The sequence below is a fragment of the Methanoculleus sp. DTU007 genome (genome assembly GCF_001512385.1).
Classification (GTDB): domain Archaea; phylum Halobacteriota; class Methanomicrobia; order Methanomicrobiales; family Methanoculleaceae; genus Methanoculleus; species Methanoculleus thermophilus.
Genome location: NZ_LFRO01000078.1, coordinates 1 through 19,022, shown reverse-complemented (window position 1 = coordinate 19,022; position 19,022 = coordinate 1). Strand labels below are relative to the sequence as shown.

Annotated in this window: 19 protein-coding genes and 2 tRNA genes; 5 read left to right on the top strand and 16 right to left on the bottom strand. The window is 57.4% G+C overall.

All coding sequences use genetic code 11. The features are described from left to right. Nucleotides 1–16 precede the first annotated feature (16 nt). The 8 genes from ACI94_RS08740 to ACI94_RS08705 all read right to left on the bottom strand — a co-directional run bounded on the left by ACI94_RS08740 (nt 17) and on the right by ACI94_RS08705 (nt 8,405). Nucleotides 17–466: a NusA-like transcription termination signal-binding factor gene (locus ACI94_RS08740; RefSeq protein ID WP_066958682.1), complete on the bottom strand. Its 450-nt coding sequence runs from the start codon at nt 464–466 to the stop codon at nt 17–19. Nucleotides 467–469: 3 nt separating this feature from the next. Continuing rightward, a complete protein-coding gene (locus tag ACI94_RS08735) occupies nt 470–757 on the bottom strand; it encodes a 50S ribosomal protein L30e (RefSeq protein WP_066958684.1) in 288 nt (95 codons plus the stop codon). An 11-nt stretch (nt 758–768) separates the two neighbouring features. Continuing rightward, on the bottom strand, nt 769–1,929 hold the full coding sequence (gene rpoA2, locus ACI94_RS08730; RefSeq protein ID WP_394326388.1) for a DNA-directed RNA polymerase subunit A'': 1,161 nt from the start codon (nt 1,927–1,929) through the stop codon (nt 769–771). 8 nt (nt 1,930–1,937) lie between these two features. After that, nucleotides 1,938–4,586 carry a DNA-directed RNA polymerase subunit A' gene (locus ACI94_RS08725; RefSeq protein ID WP_286681318.1) on the bottom strand — a complete coding sequence of 883 codons (2,649 nt, stop codon included), beginning with the start codon at nt 4,584–4,586 and terminating at the stop codon, nt 1,938–1,940. Nucleotides 4,587–4,607: 21 nt separating this feature from the next. Beyond that, nucleotides 4,608–6,422: a DNA-directed RNA polymerase subunit B gene (gene rpoB / locus ACI94_RS08720; protein WP_286681317.1), complete on the bottom strand. Its 1,815-nt coding sequence runs from the start codon at nt 6,420–6,422 to the stop codon at nt 4,608–4,610. Next, nucleotides 6,419–7,960: a DNA-directed RNA polymerase subunit B'' gene (locus ACI94_RS08715; RefSeq protein WP_286681316.1), complete on the bottom strand. Its 1,542-nt coding sequence runs from the start codon at nt 7,958–7,960 to the stop codon at nt 6,419–6,421. The genes rpoB and ACI94_RS08715 overlap by 4 nt, the downstream gene beginning before the upstream one ends. A 41-nt stretch (nt 7,961–8,001) precedes the next feature. Next, the gene (locus ACI94_RS08710) at nt 8,002–8,253 is read right to left on the bottom strand and encodes a DNA-directed RNA polymerase subunit H (RefSeq protein WP_066958693.1); all 252 of its coding nucleotides are present in this window, start codon (nt 8,251–8,253) and stop codon (nt 8,002–8,004) included. Nucleotides 8,254–8,331: 78 nt separating this feature from the next. Then, a tRNA-Lys gene (locus tag ACI94_RS08705) sits at nt 8,332–8,405 on the bottom strand. A gap of 191 nt (nt 8,406–8,596) precedes the next feature. On the opposite strand from ACI94_RS08705, the gene ACI94_RS08700 reads away from it, so the two are divergent. Then, on the top strand, nt 8,597–9,028 hold the full coding sequence (locus ACI94_RS08700) for a phosphate-starvation-inducible PsiE family protein (RefSeq protein WP_066958694.1): 432 nt from the start codon (nt 8,597–8,599) through the stop codon (nt 9,026–9,028). Between the two features lie 66 nt (nt 9,029–9,094). On the opposite strand, the gene ACI94_RS08695 is transcribed toward ACI94_RS08700, so the two are convergent. After that, complete coding sequence (locus ACI94_RS08695; protein WP_066958696.1) at nt 9,095–9,730, bottom strand: response regulator; 636 nt, start codon at nt 9,728–9,730, stop codon at nt 9,095–9,097. Further along, nucleotides 9,730–10,089: a roadblock/LC7 domain-containing protein gene (locus ACI94_RS08690; RefSeq protein WP_224732823.1), complete on the bottom strand. Its 360-nt coding sequence runs from the start codon at nt 10,087–10,089 to the stop codon at nt 9,730–9,732. The genes ACI94_RS08695 and ACI94_RS08690 overlap by 1 nt, the downstream gene beginning before the upstream one ends. 368 nt (nt 10,090–10,457) lie before the next feature. Between ACI94_RS08690 and ACI94_RS08685 the strand changes: the two genes are divergently transcribed. The 4 genes from ACI94_RS08685 to ACI94_RS08670 all read left to right on the top strand — a co-directional run bounded on the left by ACI94_RS08685 (nt 10,458) and on the right by ACI94_RS08670 (nt 12,248). After that, nucleotides 10,458–10,850, top strand: a complete 393-nt coding sequence (locus ACI94_RS08685) for a P-loop NTPase (protein ID WP_318010078.1) — start codon at nt 10,458–10,460, stop codon at nt 10,848–10,850. Between the two features lie 157 nt (nt 10,851–11,007). Then, the gene (locus ACI94_RS08680; RefSeq protein ID WP_286681315.1) at nt 11,008–11,211 is read left to right on the top strand and encodes a hypothetical protein; all 204 of its coding nucleotides are present in this window, start codon (nt 11,008–11,010) and stop codon (nt 11,209–11,211) included. Nucleotides 11,212–11,274: 63 nt separating this feature from the next. Further along, nucleotides 11,275–11,348, top strand: a tRNA-Pro gene (locus tag ACI94_RS08675). Nucleotides 11,349–11,390: 42 nt separating this feature from the next. Further along, a complete protein-coding gene (locus tag ACI94_RS08670; RefSeq protein WP_066958701.1) occupies nt 11,391–12,248 on the top strand; it encodes a DUF89 domain-containing protein in 858 nt (285 codons plus the stop codon). Between the two features lie 553 nt (nt 12,249–12,801). Here ACI94_RS08670 and ACI94_RS08665 read toward each other — a convergent pair. The 6 genes from ACI94_RS08665 to ACI94_RS08640 all read right to left on the bottom strand — a co-directional run. Further along, nucleotides 12,802–14,016 (bottom strand): phosphoglycerate kinase, encoded by a 1,215-nt coding sequence (locus ACI94_RS08665; protein WP_066958703.1) that lies wholly within the window; start codon nt 14,014–14,016, stop codon nt 12,802–12,804. 21 nt (nt 14,017–14,037) lie between these two features. After that, nucleotides 14,038–14,664: a V-type ATP synthase subunit D gene (locus tag ACI94_RS08660; RefSeq protein ID WP_066958705.1), complete on the bottom strand. Its 627-nt coding sequence runs from the start codon at nt 14,662–14,664 to the stop codon at nt 14,038–14,040. Between the two features lie 6 nt (nt 14,665–14,670). Next, nucleotides 14,671–16,056, bottom strand: a complete 1,386-nt coding sequence (locus ACI94_RS08655; protein WP_066958707.1) for an ATP synthase subunit B — start codon at nt 16,054–16,056, stop codon at nt 14,671–14,673. Nucleotides 16,057–16,058: 2 nt separating this feature from the next. Then, nucleotides 16,059–17,813, bottom strand: coding sequence for an ATP synthase subunit A (locus ACI94_RS08650; RefSeq protein WP_066958709.1), 1,755 nt, complete (start codon nt 17,811–17,813; stop codon nt 16,059–16,061). Continuing rightward, a complete protein-coding gene (locus tag ACI94_RS08645; protein WP_066958711.1) occupies nt 17,813–18,115 on the bottom strand; it encodes a V-type ATP synthase subunit F in 303 nt (100 codons plus the stop codon). The genes ACI94_RS08650 and ACI94_RS08645 overlap by 1 nt, the downstream gene beginning before the upstream one ends. A 1-nt stretch (nt 18,116) precedes the next feature. Next, the coding region (locus tag ACI94_RS08640; protein WP_286681314.1) for a V-type ATP synthase subunit C at nt 18,117–19,022 on the bottom strand (906 nt) is incomplete at its 5' end.

The window sequence follows — 19,022 nt, the reverse complement described above, 5'->3', positions numbered from 1 at the left end:
AAAGAAGAGAGGAAGTTCAGGCAGTCTCGTTCTGCACCAGCTGGACATCGGCGATGTCATGCTGACGCTGTGCAAGAATCTTTGCCTTGAAGATATTCTTCCCTGCTTTGCCGATGGCAAGCCCGCGATCCTCTTCCCGCACCTCGACATGGGCGACCTGCTGGTCTTCCTCGTTGGTGTCGAAGTCGATGCCGGTGACCTGGGCAGGGAGGAAACAGTTCCGAATGAACTGGGCCGGGTCTGCGGAGTACTCCACAACCTCGATCCTCTTGCCCATTACCTCGGATGCCTTCTTGATGCTCGAACCGCTCTTGCCGATGGCAAGCCCCATGTCGCCGGGATTAATCACGAAGATGATGCGTTCGTTGCGGTTGTCAATGACGCAATCGCGGCTGCCTGCGCCGGTGAGGCTTTCGAACTGGGAGATGAGGCGCATGCACTCCTCAGTCAGCACGACCTGTGGCATTGTTTACACTCTCACGGCGTTCAGGATATCAGACTCGCCAGGCTCGATAACAGCAAGCGCACTAACGACGTAGGGCATACCGCAGGCTTTCCCGAGCTGGACACTCGATCCCTCGTAGACATAGACAGGGATATCGGTTTCTTTCACGAGATTTTTGACTGATTCGGGGCTGTTCGCAGCCACCACAACAAGTTTTGCCTTGCCTTCCTCAATGGATTCCCGGGTCTTGTTCTGACCGAGGAATACAACACCAGTCTTCACGGCTTTACGGAGTGAAGCATTAAAGTCCATGTATGGTTCTCCTAGATTTTCAGGTTGATTGGTTTTGCAATAAGTTTTACATCACCGGTGCCGAGCTGAATCGGCTGGCCCACGATCACGTTCTCGGTGACGCCGTTCAATTCGTCGACCTCGTTTGCGATTGCCGCATCCAGCAGATGGTTGACCGTTACCTCGAATGCAGCCCGGGAGAGGACACTCTCCTTCTCACCGGCAATGCCGTGCCGGCCGATCTGCTTGACCTCGCCATCCATGCACATCATATCTGCGACGAGCATGATATGGCGGACATCAACGCCGATACCCTGTTCGTTCAGGGTACTCAAGGCCTCCTGAATGATCGCGTTCCTGCCTGCCTCGATACCAAGCACATCAGCGATCTCGCTGATGTTGTTGCTCCGGGTGCGGGAGGTATCGACTCCCTCGACTTCGAAGACATCTTTTAGGTTAGAGCCTTCAGTATAAAGGATATACTCTCCACCCTCTTTTCTGACGACCACCCGCTCGATATCATCGATGCCCTGAACAATGACGTTCCTGACATGCTCTGCAAGCTGGAAGAGGTTCTGGTAACTCTCCTGGTTCTTCGGGGTGAAGACAATTGAGGCCCGTTTAGGATCCCCTTCCACCTCGAAGTCACGGAAATGCCGCTTCTCCCGGATCTTCCTCGGCGCCGTCTCGATGATCTCCTCCACCGTGATCTTACGCCGATCGCAGACCTCCTTGTTCAGCATGACAAGAACCTGCATGTTCTCCATATCGATGGTGATATCCCCGAACTCGTGGAGCGGCGCGGCCTCGATCTGCCAGCTCACCTCACGAGCGCGGTCACGGTTGAACGCCCAGTCGTCCAGCAGGTAGATCGCCATGGTGGGGGTGCTCGGCTCCCGGCGCGCATCCAGGATCTCGATGAGACGGGGAAGACCGAGGGTAACGTTGATCTCGGCCACACCCGCGTAGTGGAAGGTTCGCATCGTCATCTGGGTACCGGGCTCCCCGATCGACTGCGCCGCCACAATCCCAACCGCCTCGCAGGGCTCGATCCTGGTCTTCTCGTACTCCGAAAAGACCATCTCAAGGATCTTCTCGAACTGTTCATTGGTGATATCCTTATCCGCGAGACTCGCCTTCAGGTCTTCCCGGGTCCGGTAAGGCAGATCGAGGCTGTCGATCCGCTGCTCCATCTCACTGTTCACTTGACCTCCTCCTTCAAGACACTCTCCACGATACCCTTCACGTCCACAGGAGCACCATAACTGCTCCTTCCGGGGTCGGTTCCGTCCTCACCGTAGCAGAACTGGATGATCCGACCTCCTGTCGTCCGGACAGTGCCGTCATACGCCACCTTGAGGTCCTGGAGTGCGTTGATCATCCGCCGCTGCAGGTAACCGCTCTGCGACGTCCTGACCGCCGTGTCCACAAGACCTTCACGACCACCGATAGCGTGGAAGAAGAACTCGGTGGGCGAAAGACCGCTCTTATAACTGTTGGTGATGAACCCGTGCGCCTCCGCACCGAGATCGTTCCTCCGGAAGTGCGGGAGGGTCCGGTCCTCATATCCACGCATGATCCGCTCGCCACGAACCGACTGCTGCCCGAGACACCCGGCCATCTGCGTCAGGTTCAGCATCGACCCACGGGCACCGGAGACCGCCATCACCACGGCGCTGTTGTCCATACCAAGGTGCCGCCCGGCAATCTCACCAGTGCGGTCACGGGCCTTGCCGAGCACCTGCATGATCTGCATCTCAAGCGTCTCCTCAAGTGTCCGGCCCGGCATCGGCTCGAGCTGACCCTCGTTGAAGACCTTGATCCGGCGCTCGACATCGTTGATGGCCCCTTTGAGCACCTCATCGATCTGGCCGTACTCAGTCTTCGTCAGGTCTACATCATCGATGCCGAACGAGAAGCCCTTGAGCATGATACCCCGGATGGAGAGTTTGGTTACGTCGTCGATGAACTGGGCAGCGCGTTTCAGACCGTGCTGCCGGATGATCCGGTGCAGGATCTGGCCGTCAAACGCACCGATCGCTTTCTTATCGATGGTCCCGGAGACCAGGTTCCCGTCGACGATCCGGACATACGCATCGTTCTCGCACATCTCGCGCTTACAGGTCTCGCAGTTCTGGCACGACGAGGCACGGAAGAGCATGTTCAAGTCCTTCGGGAGGAGGAGCGAGAAGATCTGCTTGTTGGTCCAGAGGGGGTTCCCGTCCTCATCCAGTTTCTCCGGTTTGGGCAGGTGGTCGATGGAGAGATGCTGGGTGAGATAGAGCGTCTCCGCCTTCGTAAAGTAGCGGACCGTGTGCGTCAGGATGAACATACCGGAGATGTGGTCGTGGATACCGCCGATGATCGGGCCGCCGGTCCTTGGAGAGAGGATGTTTGCCTGCACCGAGACGAGAATCTCGGCTTCCGCCCGCGCTTCCTCGGTCTGCGGGACGTGCAGGTTCATCTCGTCACCATCAAAGTCGGCGTTGTAGGGTGGACAGACAGCCGGGTTCAGCCTGAAGGTCTTTCCGTCCATCACTACAACACGGTGGGCCATGATGCTCATCCGGTGCAGAGACGGCTGCCGGTTGAAGAGGACGATATCGCCGTCTTTTAATTGCCGCTCCACGGTCCAGCCCGGCTCAAGCATCTCCGCAACCGTCTCAAGGTTCGCCTCAGAGAGGCGCATTCTGCGGTTGTCCGGCCGGATGGCGTAATTCGCACCGCAGGGGGACCTGATGGTCGCGCGCTCGGGCCCATTCAGGACGTACTGCTTCATCTCCTCGAGATTGAACGGGGTCACGCGAACCGGGATGGTCATCTCTTTTGCGATGGCAAGCGGTATCCCAACCTCGCCGATCGAGAGGTTCGGATCCGGGGAGATGACAGTACGTGCGGAGAAGTTGACACGTTTACCGGAGAGTGAGCCACGGAATCGTCCTTCTTTTCCTTTGAGCCGCTGCGAGAGGGTCTTAAGCGGCCGGCCGCTCCGGTGCCGGGCAGGCGGGCACCCCGCGACCTCGTTGTCGAGATAGGTGGTGACGTGGTACTGCAGAAGTTCCCAGAGGTCCTCGATGATGAGCTGGGGTGCACCGGCATCCTGGTTCTCCTTGAACCGCTGGTTGATCCTGATGATATCCACGAGTTTGTGAGTCAGGTCATCCTCAGAGCGCTGTCCGTTCTCGAGGATGATCGAGGGGCGCATGGTGACCGGCGGGACCGGAAGAACGGTGAGGATCGTCCACTCCGGCCGCGCGACATCCGGGTTGATCCCGAGAACCCGCAGGTCCTCGTCCGGGATCTTCTCAAGGCGCGCCCGGATATCGGCAGGGGTCAACTTGTGCTCGACCTTCCGGCCATCTTCATCAAGATAGACCTCGGAGAAGGTGGTGGGTTTCTCGAAGTTGATCTTGAGCTGCTGCTCCCCACAGTGGGGGCAGACTCGCTCCTTCTTGATGTCTTTTTCGGAGACGACATCGCCGCCGAGATCGTCCTCCGGACCGATGACTTTCTCGACCTCTTCAGCCGTCATCAGCAGCCGGGAGCATGACCTGCACGTCACCCGGAGGAGTTTCCTGATCAGCCGGGTGTACCCAACGTGAATGACGGGTTTTGCGAGCTCGATGTGTCCGAAATGGCCCGGACAATCCGCTGCTTTCTGGTCGCAGGTCTTGCACCGGAGGCCCGGGTCGATGACACCGAGACTCAGATCCATCAGACCCTGCGGATAGGGGAACCCGTCATCGTCGTAGGTGTCCGCCCAGATGATCTTTCGAACACTCATCTTGCGGATCTCTTTCGGGGAGAGAAGCCCGAACTCGATCCTTCCAACACGTTTTGGACTGGCCATAGTCTGATTTCGCCCCCTCTCTTACACCATATCGTCGAGTCTTAAGCGGGGAGCGATGCCCATGCTCTTCATCTCGTCCAGGAGGAGCTTGAAGGCATAACTCATCTCGACAGGGTAAATGTCAGTCTCGCTGCCGCAAGCAAGGCACCGCGTTACCTTTCTCTTCCGGTCAAGCATCGCTATCATACCACACTTCGCGCAGACCCACTGAGTCACCTTGTCCGACTCGTCGAGCAGGCGCTCTTTCAAAGCCATGGCCGCACCGTGGCCGATCATCACGTCCCGCTCCATCTCACCGAACCGGAGACCTCCCTCGCGAGCACGCCCTTCGGTCGGCTGGCGGGTGAGCACCTGCACCGGGCCGCGAGACCGCGCATGCATCTTGCTCGAGACCATGTGGTAGAGTTTCTGGTAGTAGATGACACCTACGTAGATGTCGGCCTCAAACTGACGGCCGGTGACGCCATCATACATGACCTCACGGCCATTGTGCGCAAATCCAAGTTTTTTGAGCGAGTTTCGGAGCTCCGTCTCACGCTCGCCGCGGAACGCAGTCGCATCGATCCTGCGCCCCTCAAGGGATCCGACTTTACCGGCCAGCATCTCGAGCATATGCCCGATGGTCATACGGCTCGGAACTGCATGCGGGTTGATGATGAGATCGGGGGTCATGCCCGACTCGGTGAACGGCATATCCTCTGCAGGCTGGATGAGTCCAATAACACCCTTCTGCCCATGCCGGGACGCGAACTTGTCTCCGACCTCCGGAACCCGGAGGTCACGGGTCCGGACCTTCACGAGGCGCGAGGAGTTCTCGCCCTCGGTGATGATGACCGTATCCACAATGCCGTGCTCGTTGCTCCGCATCGTGACCGACGTATCGCGCCGCTTCTCAACGGCAATGAGCTCGCTTGTAGGCTCCTCAAGGAAACGCGGCGGGGAAGTCTTCCCGATCAGCACGTCCTTCTCGCGGACGATGGTCTCGGGGTTGATGATGCCGTCAACGTCCAGGTTCGCGTAGTACTCGGCACCGTGCGCCCCGGAGACCTCCTCGTCCGGGATCTCGATCCGGTCCACCTGGCCGCCGGGATAGCGCCGCTCTTCGCCTTCATAGGTCCGGAAGAAGTGTGAGCGCCCAAGACCGCGATCGATCGAGGCTTTGTTGATGATCAGAGCATCTTCAATGTTGAACCCTTCATACGAGATGATGGCAACAACGAAGTTCTGGCCTGCAGGCCGATCGTCGGAGCCGATCACATCGGAGGGCTGAGTATAGGTGAGCGGCTTTTGGACGTAGTGAAGCATGTGACCCCTGGTATCGGGTCGGAGCTTCATGTTCGATGCGCCAAACCCGAGCGCCTGCTTGATCATCCCGGCACCCATGGTGACACGGGGACTGGCGTTATGCTCCGGGAACGGAACATGTGCCGCACAGATGCCCAGGATGAGCGAAGGGTCGATCTCAAGATGCGTGTGCTCGGGGGTAATCTCCTCCTCGTTGATGGCTATGAAGAGGTCTTCTTCCTCTTCGGCATCGATGAACTCGATCGCACCCTTCCGCACCAGGTCGTCAAACGTCAACTCGCCGTTCCTGACGCGTTCGATATCCTCTGCACTCACCTGCGGGACGCCGTCCTTGACCACAATCAGGGGGCGGCGCGCCCTTCCGCGGTCGGTGTGAACGATGACATCGTTGTTGAATGCTTTGTAGGAGATGTTGATCTCGTTTGAGATCTCACCGCGCCGGCGCATCTCGCGTATACGATTAACCAGATCCTGGGGGTCATCCACAAGCCCGATCAGGGCACCGTCGACAAAGACCCGTGACTGCCTCATGCTGTCTCCCTCCGGAGGGCGATGACACCCATGTCATACAGAATATTCTTCACTTCCTCTTCGTCGATGACGCCCTTGCTGATCTCGACCATCTGGGCGAAGTTCTTCACCAGTCCACAGTTCGGACCCTCAGGAGTCTCACTCGGACAGATCCGGCCCCACTGGGTTGGGTGCAGATCACGCGCCTCGAAATGGGGCTGCGAGCGAGAGAGCGGGGAGATCACACGCCGAAGGTGTGAGAGCACCGCCATATGGTCGACACGATCCAGGAGCTGTGAGACACCGGTACGCCCGCCGACCCAGTTTCCGGTAGCAAGCGGGTGGAGCAGCCGCTCGGTCAGGACATCCGCACGCACTGCGGTAGCGATTGAGAGGTCCCGGTGGCGCATGCTGGCCCGCTCGAGTTGATACTTGATATCCCGCGTCAAACGGTTGAGCGAGATCCGGAAGAGGTTCTCCATCAGGTCTCCGGCGAGTTTCAGCCTCTTGTTCGAGTAGTGGTCCTTGTCGTCGATCCGGCGCCGGTCAAGCACCAGGTCAAAGCAGGCTTCAGCCATACGGCCGAGGAAGTGCGCCTTTGCGAGCCGGACACTCTCAACTGCCGACTGATACCCGGGATCGCCCTCCTTCAGGTTCACCGGCATCAGGTAGTTTAAGTGCGGCAGGAGGTAGTTATCAAGGACGAACTCCGCACGCTTTCGCTGATAGTCGCGGGTCTGGTTGGGCGCGAGTTTCTTCCCGACGTACATGACACCCTCTTCGACCGTGTCGCATTCGCTCTCTTCCAGGTTCTGCATCATGTAGGTGAGAATCTCTTCGTCGGTCGAGACCGCCTCCACGATGTCGTGGTCGCCCTGGAGCCCCAGCGCACGCATCAGGTCGACGAAACGAAGATGTCCCGCGACCGAGGGGAACGAAACTTCAAGCAGGTTCTTTCTGTTCCGCTCAACGATAACGAGCGCCCGATAGCCCCGGAACTGTGAGAAGACCTTTGCCACATAAATGCGCTCATTGTAGCGCTCGGTGAACTCGGTCATGATCTTGTTTGAGGCAAGATCTTCAAGGGTCATCAGCACCCGCTCAGTGCCGTTGACAATGAAGTAGCCACCGGGATCGAGAGGATCCTCGCCATGCTCAACCCGCTCGGCATCACCCATGTTGTAGAGGTTGCAGGCAGCCGATCTCACCATCACCGGCAGCTGCCCGATGGTGGTGATGACCGGCTCCTGTGCTTCTTCACCCTGGACAAGCGTCATCTCAAGCTGGATCGGCGCTGCATACGTGAGGTTACGGAGGCGCGCTTCACTGGGGAAGAGCTCGGACTGCGACCCGTCTGCCTCGCGGACCCGGGGTTTCAGCACCTCGATCTTGCCCAATTCAACCCAAACGGCCTCTTTGCCTTTACTACGGGTCTCAATGTCCGTCTCGATGATGCGCTGCTCATCGACGACTTTCTGGAGGTTGTGCAGGAGGAAGTTATTGTAAGAATCTAACTGGTGACGTGCTACGTGCTCTCGCGAAAAGTATGCTCTCGACAAAACACTTCTGTCTAACAGATGGATCAGCTCCGACCTTCGAGTTATTTCTTCGGTCTCTTCACAACGAGGCGGTATGCCTCAGCTCTGCCCGCCGTACGGCTGTCGCGAATGATCCGGACTACATTCCCGACTTCGCCCCCAATAGCCTTGACTGCAGGATCGTCATGGTAGATTTTTGGTAGTTGTTCCAGAGTGATATTGTATGTCGCAAGAAGGTCCGCGACCTCTTCTTCGCTCATAATCTGATGGTCAGGAACCATCTCGTGTTTGAGTACATCAAGTGGAGTGCCCATCACCTACACCTCACTGATGAAAGAGTTGTGTATCAGATTGATCACCTTGCTAAAACCCATAGACATCGCCCATGGCAACGGGCCCAAGGGGATTTGAACCCCCGACCACCTGGTTAAAAGCCAGGCGCTCTACCTAACTGAGCTATAGGCCCCGCTTGTACTGCCATCCAGCATTATTACAATGCGAGAATAGTATAAATACTTTGCTTTTGGACGTATCATATAATTCGCACTCCAACGATATAAATCTTTCAATCAGTCAGACCGTACGGACACTTCGGAATGCTTAATGCTTACAACATGCCTCTTTTCATAATATACCTCACCTATTTCAGGTGTCCGCATGAGCCCAGCCAAAAAGAATACAGATACAGCCATATCGCTCATATCCGGCCTCACACAGATTGTATATCTGCTCATTGCGGTCTCGCTCTCCCTGCTCGCACTCGTCTCATTCTATGACGTTGCCCTGCAGGTAGCCGCGCTCATTCATGCGGAAGACCTGACGCAGGGCGTTCTTCGGGTTCTGCACGCACTCCTCCTGACCATCATCATTGTAGAGATTCTGGAGACGGTGACGTCGTACTTCAGGACCAACAGAGTCCAGGTGACGCCGATCCTGATCGCAGGCCTCACAGCAATGGTGCGGCGGGTATTGACCTTCGGCGTCGAGCATGTCGAACCCCTTGATTTCGGGATGACGCTTGTAGCAATCCTCGTCTTGACAATCGCTATTGTCTATATAGGAAGACAGGAGAGAGCCGATAGTTACTAGGAGAGAACGGAAAGTCCAGAGGAGGTGCGCCGGGCATCATTCAGGGGGAAGTTGGAACGGAGTTGATCAACGCGCTTCAAAAACCTCTGCAAACTGATCCCTAACCTGATTCAGGCGCTCTTCCTGGAGTTTGATGCTCATTGCCATACTCTTAATGGCCCTTGTAATATTCTCGCCCATCCCGGCCTGGACATCTTTTATGCTGTAGGTCGTCTCCAAGATCTTTAAGAGGCGTTTGTTGATATCGACGCTCTTTGAGAGACGTTCATACTCGTCGATGATCCGCTGGTCCACACCGGCTTCGCGCGCTCTCGCGATGTCGGCAGCAATAGAGTGTTGCCGCGCCAGCACATGCTCTATTGCTTCATAGAGCTGGTGGTGCGTGGTGGGCTTGAGGATGTAGTCCTCGATATAGGCACCATACGTATTGGCCTCCTCCGGCGTGAGGGGCTTTGCAGTCAGCATCAGAACAGGGATCTCGCGCGTCGCTGGATCTGCCTTGATCTTCTCAAGTGTCTCCCATCCATCCATCGGCTCCATCATAATGTCGAGAAGAACAAGATCTGGCGTCGTTGTCTTCAGAATCTCCAGACACTCCATCCCGCTAAAGGCGGTGATTGGCTGATATCCGCCACGTTCCAGCATGGTGACAAAGACGTCGACGATCATGGGACTATCATCGACGATCAGTATTGTATACATCACACCTCCTCTCCGATCCTGATTGCAATCTCTCTCAACCGCTCCTGCACGGTTGGGAGATCGGCAGACTTGTCTATGACCACTGTTATAAGAGCATCCTCTCCCGCACTCATGATGAGAATTGTTGTGTCGGGTGCAGTGATGGTGACCATGGACGGTGACTGCACATGAAGACTGTTGCAAGCCCCCTCGGCCGATGCAAGAACCGTCGCGCTCATTGCTGCGAAGAGAGGCGATGAGACGCCGTCTTCCCGGAAGTACTTGCTCATAACTATACCCTCGCAGGATACAAGGGCGCATGCGACGACACCAATGACGGATCGGATCTCATCGGTGTATCTCTGAGCTCTCTCTTCCATGGAGGAATGACGACTCATATAATTAACTCCAGGATGTCTTCATGCAGGTATCTGCATAGTGTCTTATATGAATATCGAATTTTTACCGCCCGGGGCTGACCCATATCGTGGTTTTAGTTGTTATTAATACTCGATTCGCTCTGCAGATGGTGGTATGGGATGGATTGCACAGGAGCGCCTCCCTCCATGCCCTGCATGATCCTATCACACCTACGGTCGCCGGGATAGGAGTCACCCAATGCATATAAAGCCAGGGCATCTCCTGAGGGACAGCCCAGGCAGCCGCCCATGATGCGTCTCTCCCGAAAGAGATTCGTCGGAATGCCCAGCATTATGAATGATACCACGTAAAAATCCAATTAGCGCTTATGGATAAGAGAAACAAAATAAATAACTTTAAATTAAAGCACTACGATCTATCCTTGAGACAGCTTCAGATGATCAGGGCCTGCACCATCGCTTCCGGGAGAGGGGGAGCCGGGAGAACGACTGTTCCCACAAATCTAGGAGCAGTACTGGCTCGATATGGCAGAGAGGCGTGTCTCATCGATACAGATATAGCCAGCCGGGATTGGTGTTGGGACTCGAAGAGACCTCGATCACCCTCCATGAGGTTCTGGCAGGAGAGGCTGCAACTCAGGATCCGATACACAAGGGCCATATGGCCCAGAGATCGTGTCGAGCGGACTCTCACTTCAGGGGTTCCAGAACGCAGACCCCGGCGGCTTGAGGATGAAGCGTGCAAAAGGCAGCAACCGTAAGGACGCCCATTGCCGTGAAGTATCCAGGATCCGGATCATCGAAAGCGTTCCAAAGAGTTGCAGGGGAACTTGCAGGTCTCCCTGTTGAAGAAGAACCAAAGAAGGTTCAGTAAGGGTTTATCGAACGACTTGCTCGAACATAATTCAGGAGAGGACGATGATGGCCGACATCAACGCAATTATGATCGTTCTGCTCTCAGTGATCATCATCTGCCTGCTGTTCAATATGTATGTGATGTACGTGCGCATCCAGCAGCTCTTAAACGAGGTCAGTGAACTGAGAGGCAGGATGGAGATCACCGGCAGCGAACTGGAACAACTGACACGGAGTGTTGAACAGTACAAGAGAATACGTGGATGAAGCCCTCCGTCCCCTATCCCAAAGCGAAGATATATGTGTGATTCGTGCACATAGTATAAGGGAGGGGCCATAGGGTAGCCTGGCCATCCTAGGAGACTGGGGGTCTTCTGACCTGCGTTCAAATCGCAGTGGCCCCATTACACCATTTTTTCGATCAACAGATCAAACCATTCTGCAACATGAGGTTTCATTCGGATTGCATAGGGTGTCTGCTCTCCCGTGTCGAGTATGAGAGCAGGCTCTGCACCGACAATCCAGAGCGCATCCAGAAGATCGTCCGAGCATGCCGGGACCTACTCCAGCGCATCGCTGCCGACCCGGTGCCCGCGCCCGTCATCGCGAGCCGGGTGCACCGCCTTGCCTATCAGATGCTTGGCGACGCTGATCCCTACCGAGCCCTGAAAAGAGCCAACAATGAGGACGCACAGGCAGTCTCCCGGGCGGTGCGCGACGATCTTACGACATTTCATGATCTTGTGCTCGCATCGGTCATCGGGAACACGCTGGACTATGGTTCACAGGCTCACACCGTCACTGATAACTTTGTTGAGTTCTTCCGTCGGGAGTTTGCGGCCGGGCTGACCGTTGATGATACCGATGCAATAGAACCCCTCACCTCCCGCGTAGTCTACCTGGCCGACAACTGCGGGGAGATCGCCTTTGACGCGCTCCTTGCAGACTATCTCAAGAGGAGGGGATCGCACGTCACATTTGCTGTCCGGGGCGCGCCGATCTTGAATGATGCAACGATTGAGGATGCAATGACCTTCGGGATCGACCGCTGCGTGGACCTGCTCACCCCCACCACCGACGGCATCGCCGAGCTGGGCCTCAACCGGGACCTCGCGCCGCCGGACCTCCTCGATGCTCTGGATCGCGCGACGCTCATCATAGCGAAGGGGATGGCAAACTACGAGTCGCTCTCTCTCGAGCGCGATCTCCCGCCCGTGGCCTACCTGATGTCGGTCAAGTGCGATGTGATCGCGACGGATATCGGCATTCCGGTTGGCTCGCGGGTAGCCCTCCTCCGCGAATGATCCGCAATGGATGCAATTGGGCTTAAGAGGATACTGCCCAGATTATCCCCGGAATGCACAGTCTATTGGCCCTAAAGAGGTTTATCCAGACGCCATCTAGCATATAATTAGATATATATGCAGATATATTTAGTGAAAATAAATATATAATAGGCATTATAGATACTGAATCGGGGTAAGACCACACCCAGCGATCATCAGTCAAGCACTCACAATCAGCAATCACCACATCTACCACAACCCACCACCAGTACACCGGTCCGGGGAAAGCCGGATTGACGGCCCCCTTCACCAGTATTCAGCGACCACAAGAGAGATTACCCAGACCATGCACCCGGGGTGTGGCTCCCCACCTCATATCATGAGGCTTGACCCCACCTCACTTTTTTAAAATCGCCAGGTCCCGTGATTGCCAAGCAGTTATAGCGGCCTTGCGGAGAGGAACGTAGAGAGTCAAGAAGAGGCGATGCGCAAAAACGTGAAAACTACACGCTGCCGACCATATGGTATTTTCGGAAAAACGGGGAGAGGCGCGGCGAGGGTGCCGCATCCATCATCCGAAGATCTTTTTCGACATCTCCAGCGCCTCAATCGCAGGCATCTTCTTCCCGGTCAGGAACTCAATTGCTGCGCCTCCACCGGTGGAGATGTGGGTGAACTGATCCTCGATACCGAGCCGTTCGATGGCCACACCGGAGTGCCCGCCGCCGGCTACCGAAAACTCAACAGTGGAAGCGGCCTTCAAGAGTTCGAAGGTGCCGATGGCAAACTGCTCCTCCTCAAAGAGACCGGCCGGGCCGTTGACAACGACCGTTCCGGAACTGGTGATCTCCTGCGAGAGGAGGGCGATCGATTCAGTGCCGATATCGAGAACCTGAGCATCCCTGGGAATCCCATCCACCGGATATTCCACCCGCTCACCATCCTTTCGGACGGCGACCGAGTGCGGCAAAGAGAATCGATCCCGGTAGGAGTCAAGCAGGGCTTTTGCCTTATCAACTTCGCCCCGGTAGCCGAGTTGATCGATCAGCTGGGCCGACGGCTGTCCGATGTCATAACCCGCCGCAAGCAGGAAGACATTTGCGACTACGCCGACCACGATCACCTTATCGGCCGTCCCCCTCTCGAGGACATTCTTTGCGACCGCGATCGAGTCATCCACCTTGGTTCCACCGAGGACGAAGGTGATTGGACGCGGGGCATCGGTAAAGACCCGAGAGAGGTTTGTGACCTCCTTCTCCATCAGGAGACCGGCCACCGATGGGAGCGCAAGAGGGAGCCCCACAATCGAAGGTTGAGACCGGTGCGCCGTGCCGAAGGCATCGTTGACGTACATATCCGCCATCGACGCCAGCCTCCGGACGAGGAGGGTCTTCTTCGCCTCTTCAGGTTTTAACGTCAGGTTCTCCTCGGCAGCAAACCGGAGGTTCTCGAGCATCAGGACGTCCCCGCGCTTTGCGTCCCTGATGGCCTCCCGAGCACAACGCCCGAAGATATCCTCGACGTACGTCACCGGGCGGCCGAGCAGCCGCTCCAGTCTCGCCGCATGCGCCTCGAGCGTCGTGTAGTCCTTCTTGCCGGGCCTGCTCTGGTGGGTGAGGATGACAAGCCGCGCATCCTCAAGTGCCCGCACCGTCGGCAGGTGCTCCCGGAACCGCTTATCGTCCAGGATCTGGTTTGACGAGGGATCGATGGGCGAGTTGAAGTCAACCCGCAACATCACCGTCCCCGTCAGATTCCCAGCGTCTTCAAGCGTACCGATCTCCACCGGGTATCACCCCTACCCTGATCAGGCACTCCGTGCCTTAATCTTTTTCAGGCGGAAGAGCTCCTCACGTTCCATCTCATCAAGTCGCATCTTGATGAAGTTCTTGGCCTCGTTGAGCTCGGGGATCACCTTAAACTCGAGCGCATTCACGCGCCGCTTGGTGCTCTCGATCTCGTCGAGGAGCCGCTTCATGGTCGTCTCGATCTCAGCAGCCTCGATGATGGCCTCGAGCAGGTCCTCAAACGCCTCTGCGGTCTCGTCAATGACGGAAGAGGTGCCGAGCATTCCGTAGCCGCGATCGAGCACGCTCTTTCGCACCGATGACGCCTGGATCTCAGGGACGACGACGCCCATGATGTTCTTGCTCTTTAAAGAGATGGCGGGGACATCGGCCGTCGAAAAGGCGGCGGCCTTGACCCCGATAGCGCCCTCGACCGTCTCGGCGAGGGCAATCATCTCCATTGCACGCTCATAGCGTTTCATCAGTGTGCCGCGGCTGTCTTTCGCCTGCTGCAGCACCTTGAAGAACTCCAGGATCAGCCCATCGCGCTTCATCTTTAAGATGTTATAGCCGCGCTCCGAGAGCTTGATCCGCCGCTTGACGTTGATCAGCTCAGACCGGGTCGGCTTGATATCTCGCAGCGCCATGGAACCTTACCCCTGTGCCTTCTTCCGGTACTTCGGGTGATACTTCTGGATCAACTCGCGGTCGATACGCACGAGCTGTTCTTCGGGCAGCGTCGCAAGGAGTTCCCAGCCGAGGTCGAGCGTCTCCTCGATCGACCGGTCTTCGTAGAGGCCCTGCCTGACGAACCGGTCCTCAAAGAGGTCCGCGAACTCAAGGAACATCCGGTCGCGCTCCGAGAGCGCGTCTTTCCCGACGATGGCGACAAGGCCCCGGAGATCGTTACCCTCTGCATACGCCGCGTAGAGCTGGTCGGAGACCTTCTTGTGGTCCTCGCGGGTGTGCCCCTTCCCGATACCGAGGTTCATCAGACGGGAGAGAGACGGCAGCACGTTGATCGGCGGGTAGATACCCTTCCGGTGCAGCTCACGGTTGACCACGATCTGGCCTTCGGTGATGTAACCGGTGAGATCCGGGATCGGGTGGGTGATATCGTCACCGGGCATCGTCAGGATCGGGATCTGCGTCACCGAGCCCTTGAGACCCTTGATGATACCAGCACGCTCGTAGATGCTTGCAAGGTCCGTGTACATGTATCCCGGGTAGCCACGCCGACCGGGCACTTCTTCACGGGCCGCGCCGATCTGACGGAGCGCCTCGCAGTAGTTGGTCATATCCGTCAGGATGACGAGCACGTGGTAGCCGAGGTCGAACGCCAGGTACTCAGCGGTCGTGAGTGCGAGACGCGGCGTGATCGTCCGCTCGACGGCCGGGTCGTCGGCGAGGTTTAAGAAGACGACCGAACGCTCGAGAGCGCCGGTCTTCTCGAAGTCGGCCATGAAGTAGTTGGCCTCTTCCCGGGTGATACCCATGGCCGCAAAGACCACGGCGAACTCTTCCGTCGAGCCGGGCACCTTCGCCTGCCGTGCGATCTGGAGTGCCACATCGTTGTGGGGCAGACCAGATGCCGAGAAGATCGGGAGTTTCTGACCACGGACGAGAGTGTTCGTCCCGTCGATCGTCGAGATACCTGTCTGGATGAAATCCGCAGGCGAGGCCCGAGCGTAGGGGTTGATGGCCGCACCGGTGATATCGAGCCGCTTTTCAGGCACGATCTCCGGGCCGCCGTCGATCGGCTTGCCGCCGCCGGAGAGGATACGCCCGAGCATGTCTCTGCCCACCGGCATCTTGATCGTCTCGCCAAGGAAGCGAATTCCAGAGTCTCTACCGATACCTGCTGTGCTCTCGAAGACCTGGACAACCACGATCTCGTCGCTCGTGTCCAGCACCTGGCCGCGCTTGATTGTGCCGTCCGCGGTCACGATGTTGACGAGTTCGTTGTAACCCACCGGCTCGGTCTTCTCAACGAAGACCAGGGGGCCGGCAATCTGTGCAACCGTTCTGTATTCCTTCATGGTCACGCCGCCCTCATCGCTTCGAATTCAGCATCCATGTCTTTCAAGATCTTCTCGAGCACCGGCTCATAGTCCTTGATGAACTTGATCTGCGGAAGCTCGTTCTTGCTTCTTGCGCCGACGATCTGCTGCGGAGTCGCTCCGCCTGCCTGGGCAGTCCGCGCGAGGTCGGCGTAGTGCTTGATCGCCTTCATCATGTCGTACTGCTTGGACATCGGGCAGAACGTGTCCACCGCGTCGTAAGCGTTCTGCTGCAGGAAGATCTCACGGATCATCCTCGCCACCTCGATGGTGATCTGCTCCTCGTCAGGGAGAGCGTCGGAACCGACCAGCTGGACAATCTCCTGGAGTTCAGCCTCCTTCTGGAGGACACCCATCGCCCACGACCGGAGCGTGTTCCACTCGGGCGAGACCTCTTTGTCGTACCACTCGCCAAGCGAGTCGAGGTAGAGCGAGTAGGAGTTCAGCCAGTTGATGGCGGGGAAGTGCCGGCGCTGGGAGAGCTTCGCATCCAGTGCCCAGAAGACCTTGACGATACGCAGGGTGTTCTGGGTGACCGGCTCGGAGAAGTCACCACCGGGCGGCGATACCGCACCAATGACCGATACGGAACCGGATGCTCCGTTCAAGGAGATGGCGCGACCCGCACGCTCATAGAACTCCGAGAGGCGTGCCGAGAGGTATGCAGGATACCCTTCCTCACCGGGCATCTCCTCAAGACGGCTCGAGATCTCACGCATCGCCTCAGCCCACCGCGAGGTGGAGTCGGCCATCAGCGAGACGTCGTAGCCCATGTCACGGAAGTACTCGGCAATCGTGATACCGGTGTATACGGACGCTTCACGGGCCGCGACCGGCATGTTCGAGGTGTTTGCGATCAGCACCGTCCGCTCCATCAGCGGCCTGCCGGTCTTCGGGTCCTCGAGCTCCGGGAACTCCGTCAGAACCTCGGTCATCTCGTTGCCGCGCTCGCCGCAACCGATATAAACGACGATCTCTGCATCGGACCACTTTGCGAGCTGCTGCTGGGTGACCGTCTTACCGCTCCCGAATGGTCCGGGGATGGCCGCCGTTCCGCCCTTCGCGATGGGGAAGAGACCATCCAGGATCCGCTGACCGGTGATCAGCGGGACATCCGGGTTCAACTTCTCCTTCACCGGACGAGGCACACGAACCGGCCAGCGCTGGAGCATCGTGATCTCGGTGCCGTCTTCAAGGACGCAGATGGTCTCGTCGATCGTGAAACTGCCACCCGAGATCTTCTTGATCTTGCCGCCCTTCAGGTTTGGGGGGACCATGATCTTATGAACGATGTTCGTCTCCTGGACCGTGCCGAGGATATCTCCGGGGCCGACGACGTCGCCCGCTTTCACTGTGGGTACAAACTCCCACTTCTTCTCGTGGGAGAGGCCGGGAGCCGATACGCCGCGCTTGATGAAACTGCCCATCTTGTCCATGAGCACCTCGAGCGGCCGCTGGATCCCGTCGTAGATACTGGTCAACAGACCGGGCCCGAGCTCCACTGCAAGTGGGAGACCGGTATTTACCACCGGCTCACCGGGCCTAATGCCGTCGGTATCTTCGTAGACCTGGATGATGACGTTCTCACCCTGGATCTTGATGACCTCCCCCATCAGCTCTTCATTGCCGACCTTCACCACGTCGTACATGTGTGCGTCGAGACCGACAGCAGTGACGACCGGCCCTGAAATCCGTTTTAGGACTCCTTGAGTCCTCTTCTCAGTATTCTTCTTCATTACTTCCACAGATCAACACCCACCGATCTCTTGATTCTCTCTCTCATTGACAGGCCGCCCTCTTCTCCACCGATGGCAATCACCGTCGGCTTAACGGAGTTCTCGAGAGTGGTGCGAAGTCGCAGGGGGATCCGCTCCATGTCACTGCCCTTCAGCACGAGAATGCCGACGTCCTTGTCCTCTAAAACCCGGTTGATGTGTTCGATCAGCCGTTCGTCGGTCTCAGCCACATAGGTCTTTCTGACACCCGCGAGCCTGAAACCGAGGATAAATTCGTCGGTACCGACAACTGCGATCTCCATTCTACATCACCAGGTATCCCTGCAATCGTTCACCGGGAAGGCCAGCCTCCTTGCCCCGGGCAAGGGCACGAAGGTTCGCGACTTCATGCTTCTTCTCCTCAAGGTAGACCAGGATCGGAAGAATCGAGAACGGATAGCGCTTCGACATCCGCTCCATCTGCTCGAGCTGGACGCGGGTCAGCGCAACCTCGACCTCGTGAATTGCCTCCTTGCCCCGAATCTCCTCAAGCGTGTTTAAGAGCGGGACCATCCAGACCTGCCTCTTTAAAGCGTCGATGAACTCTTCTCGGTCCTCAATCGTTGAGAGCCGCTGCAGTTCATCCACCGAGAACGAGCCGCCGGGGATCATCAGTTCCCGCACATCCTCAAGGACATGCCCGGCCCGGAGGCGGAAGAGGTTCTGGATGTTCCGGGTGTCAATCTCGAGCTCGATATACTTCAGGAATATATTCCCGCCCTTGACGCCCTCCTTCGCGTCGGCGATGAGCCGTGCGTAGTAGCCCTTGTAGAGCTCGTTCTCCAGGTGGGCGAACGATCCGGTCTCCATCGCGCGGGGAAGCTCCTTCTCAAGAACCGGGTAGAACCGCTCGCCCCTGAGCGCCTCGACAACCCGTTCCGGTGAATCCTCAGCGAGAAGGCGGTCGAGAGCGACTTTGTCCAGCCTGCCGGCCGGGACCAGGACCTCCTTGATCTTGCCCGGCGCCATCCCCTGCATCTTGCCGCGCAGGATGGTGACAACGTTCTGGATGTCCCAGCGGCGCAGATAGCTGGCAGTGAAATGCTTCAGGTCCCCCGGCACGAGCTCCAGGATGCTCTGATACTCCTTGGCGAGGTTCCAGCTGAGCGCCACCTCGACGAGGTTGATACCGGAGAAGGAGGTGCCGAGTTCATCGATCTCGGACCGGTA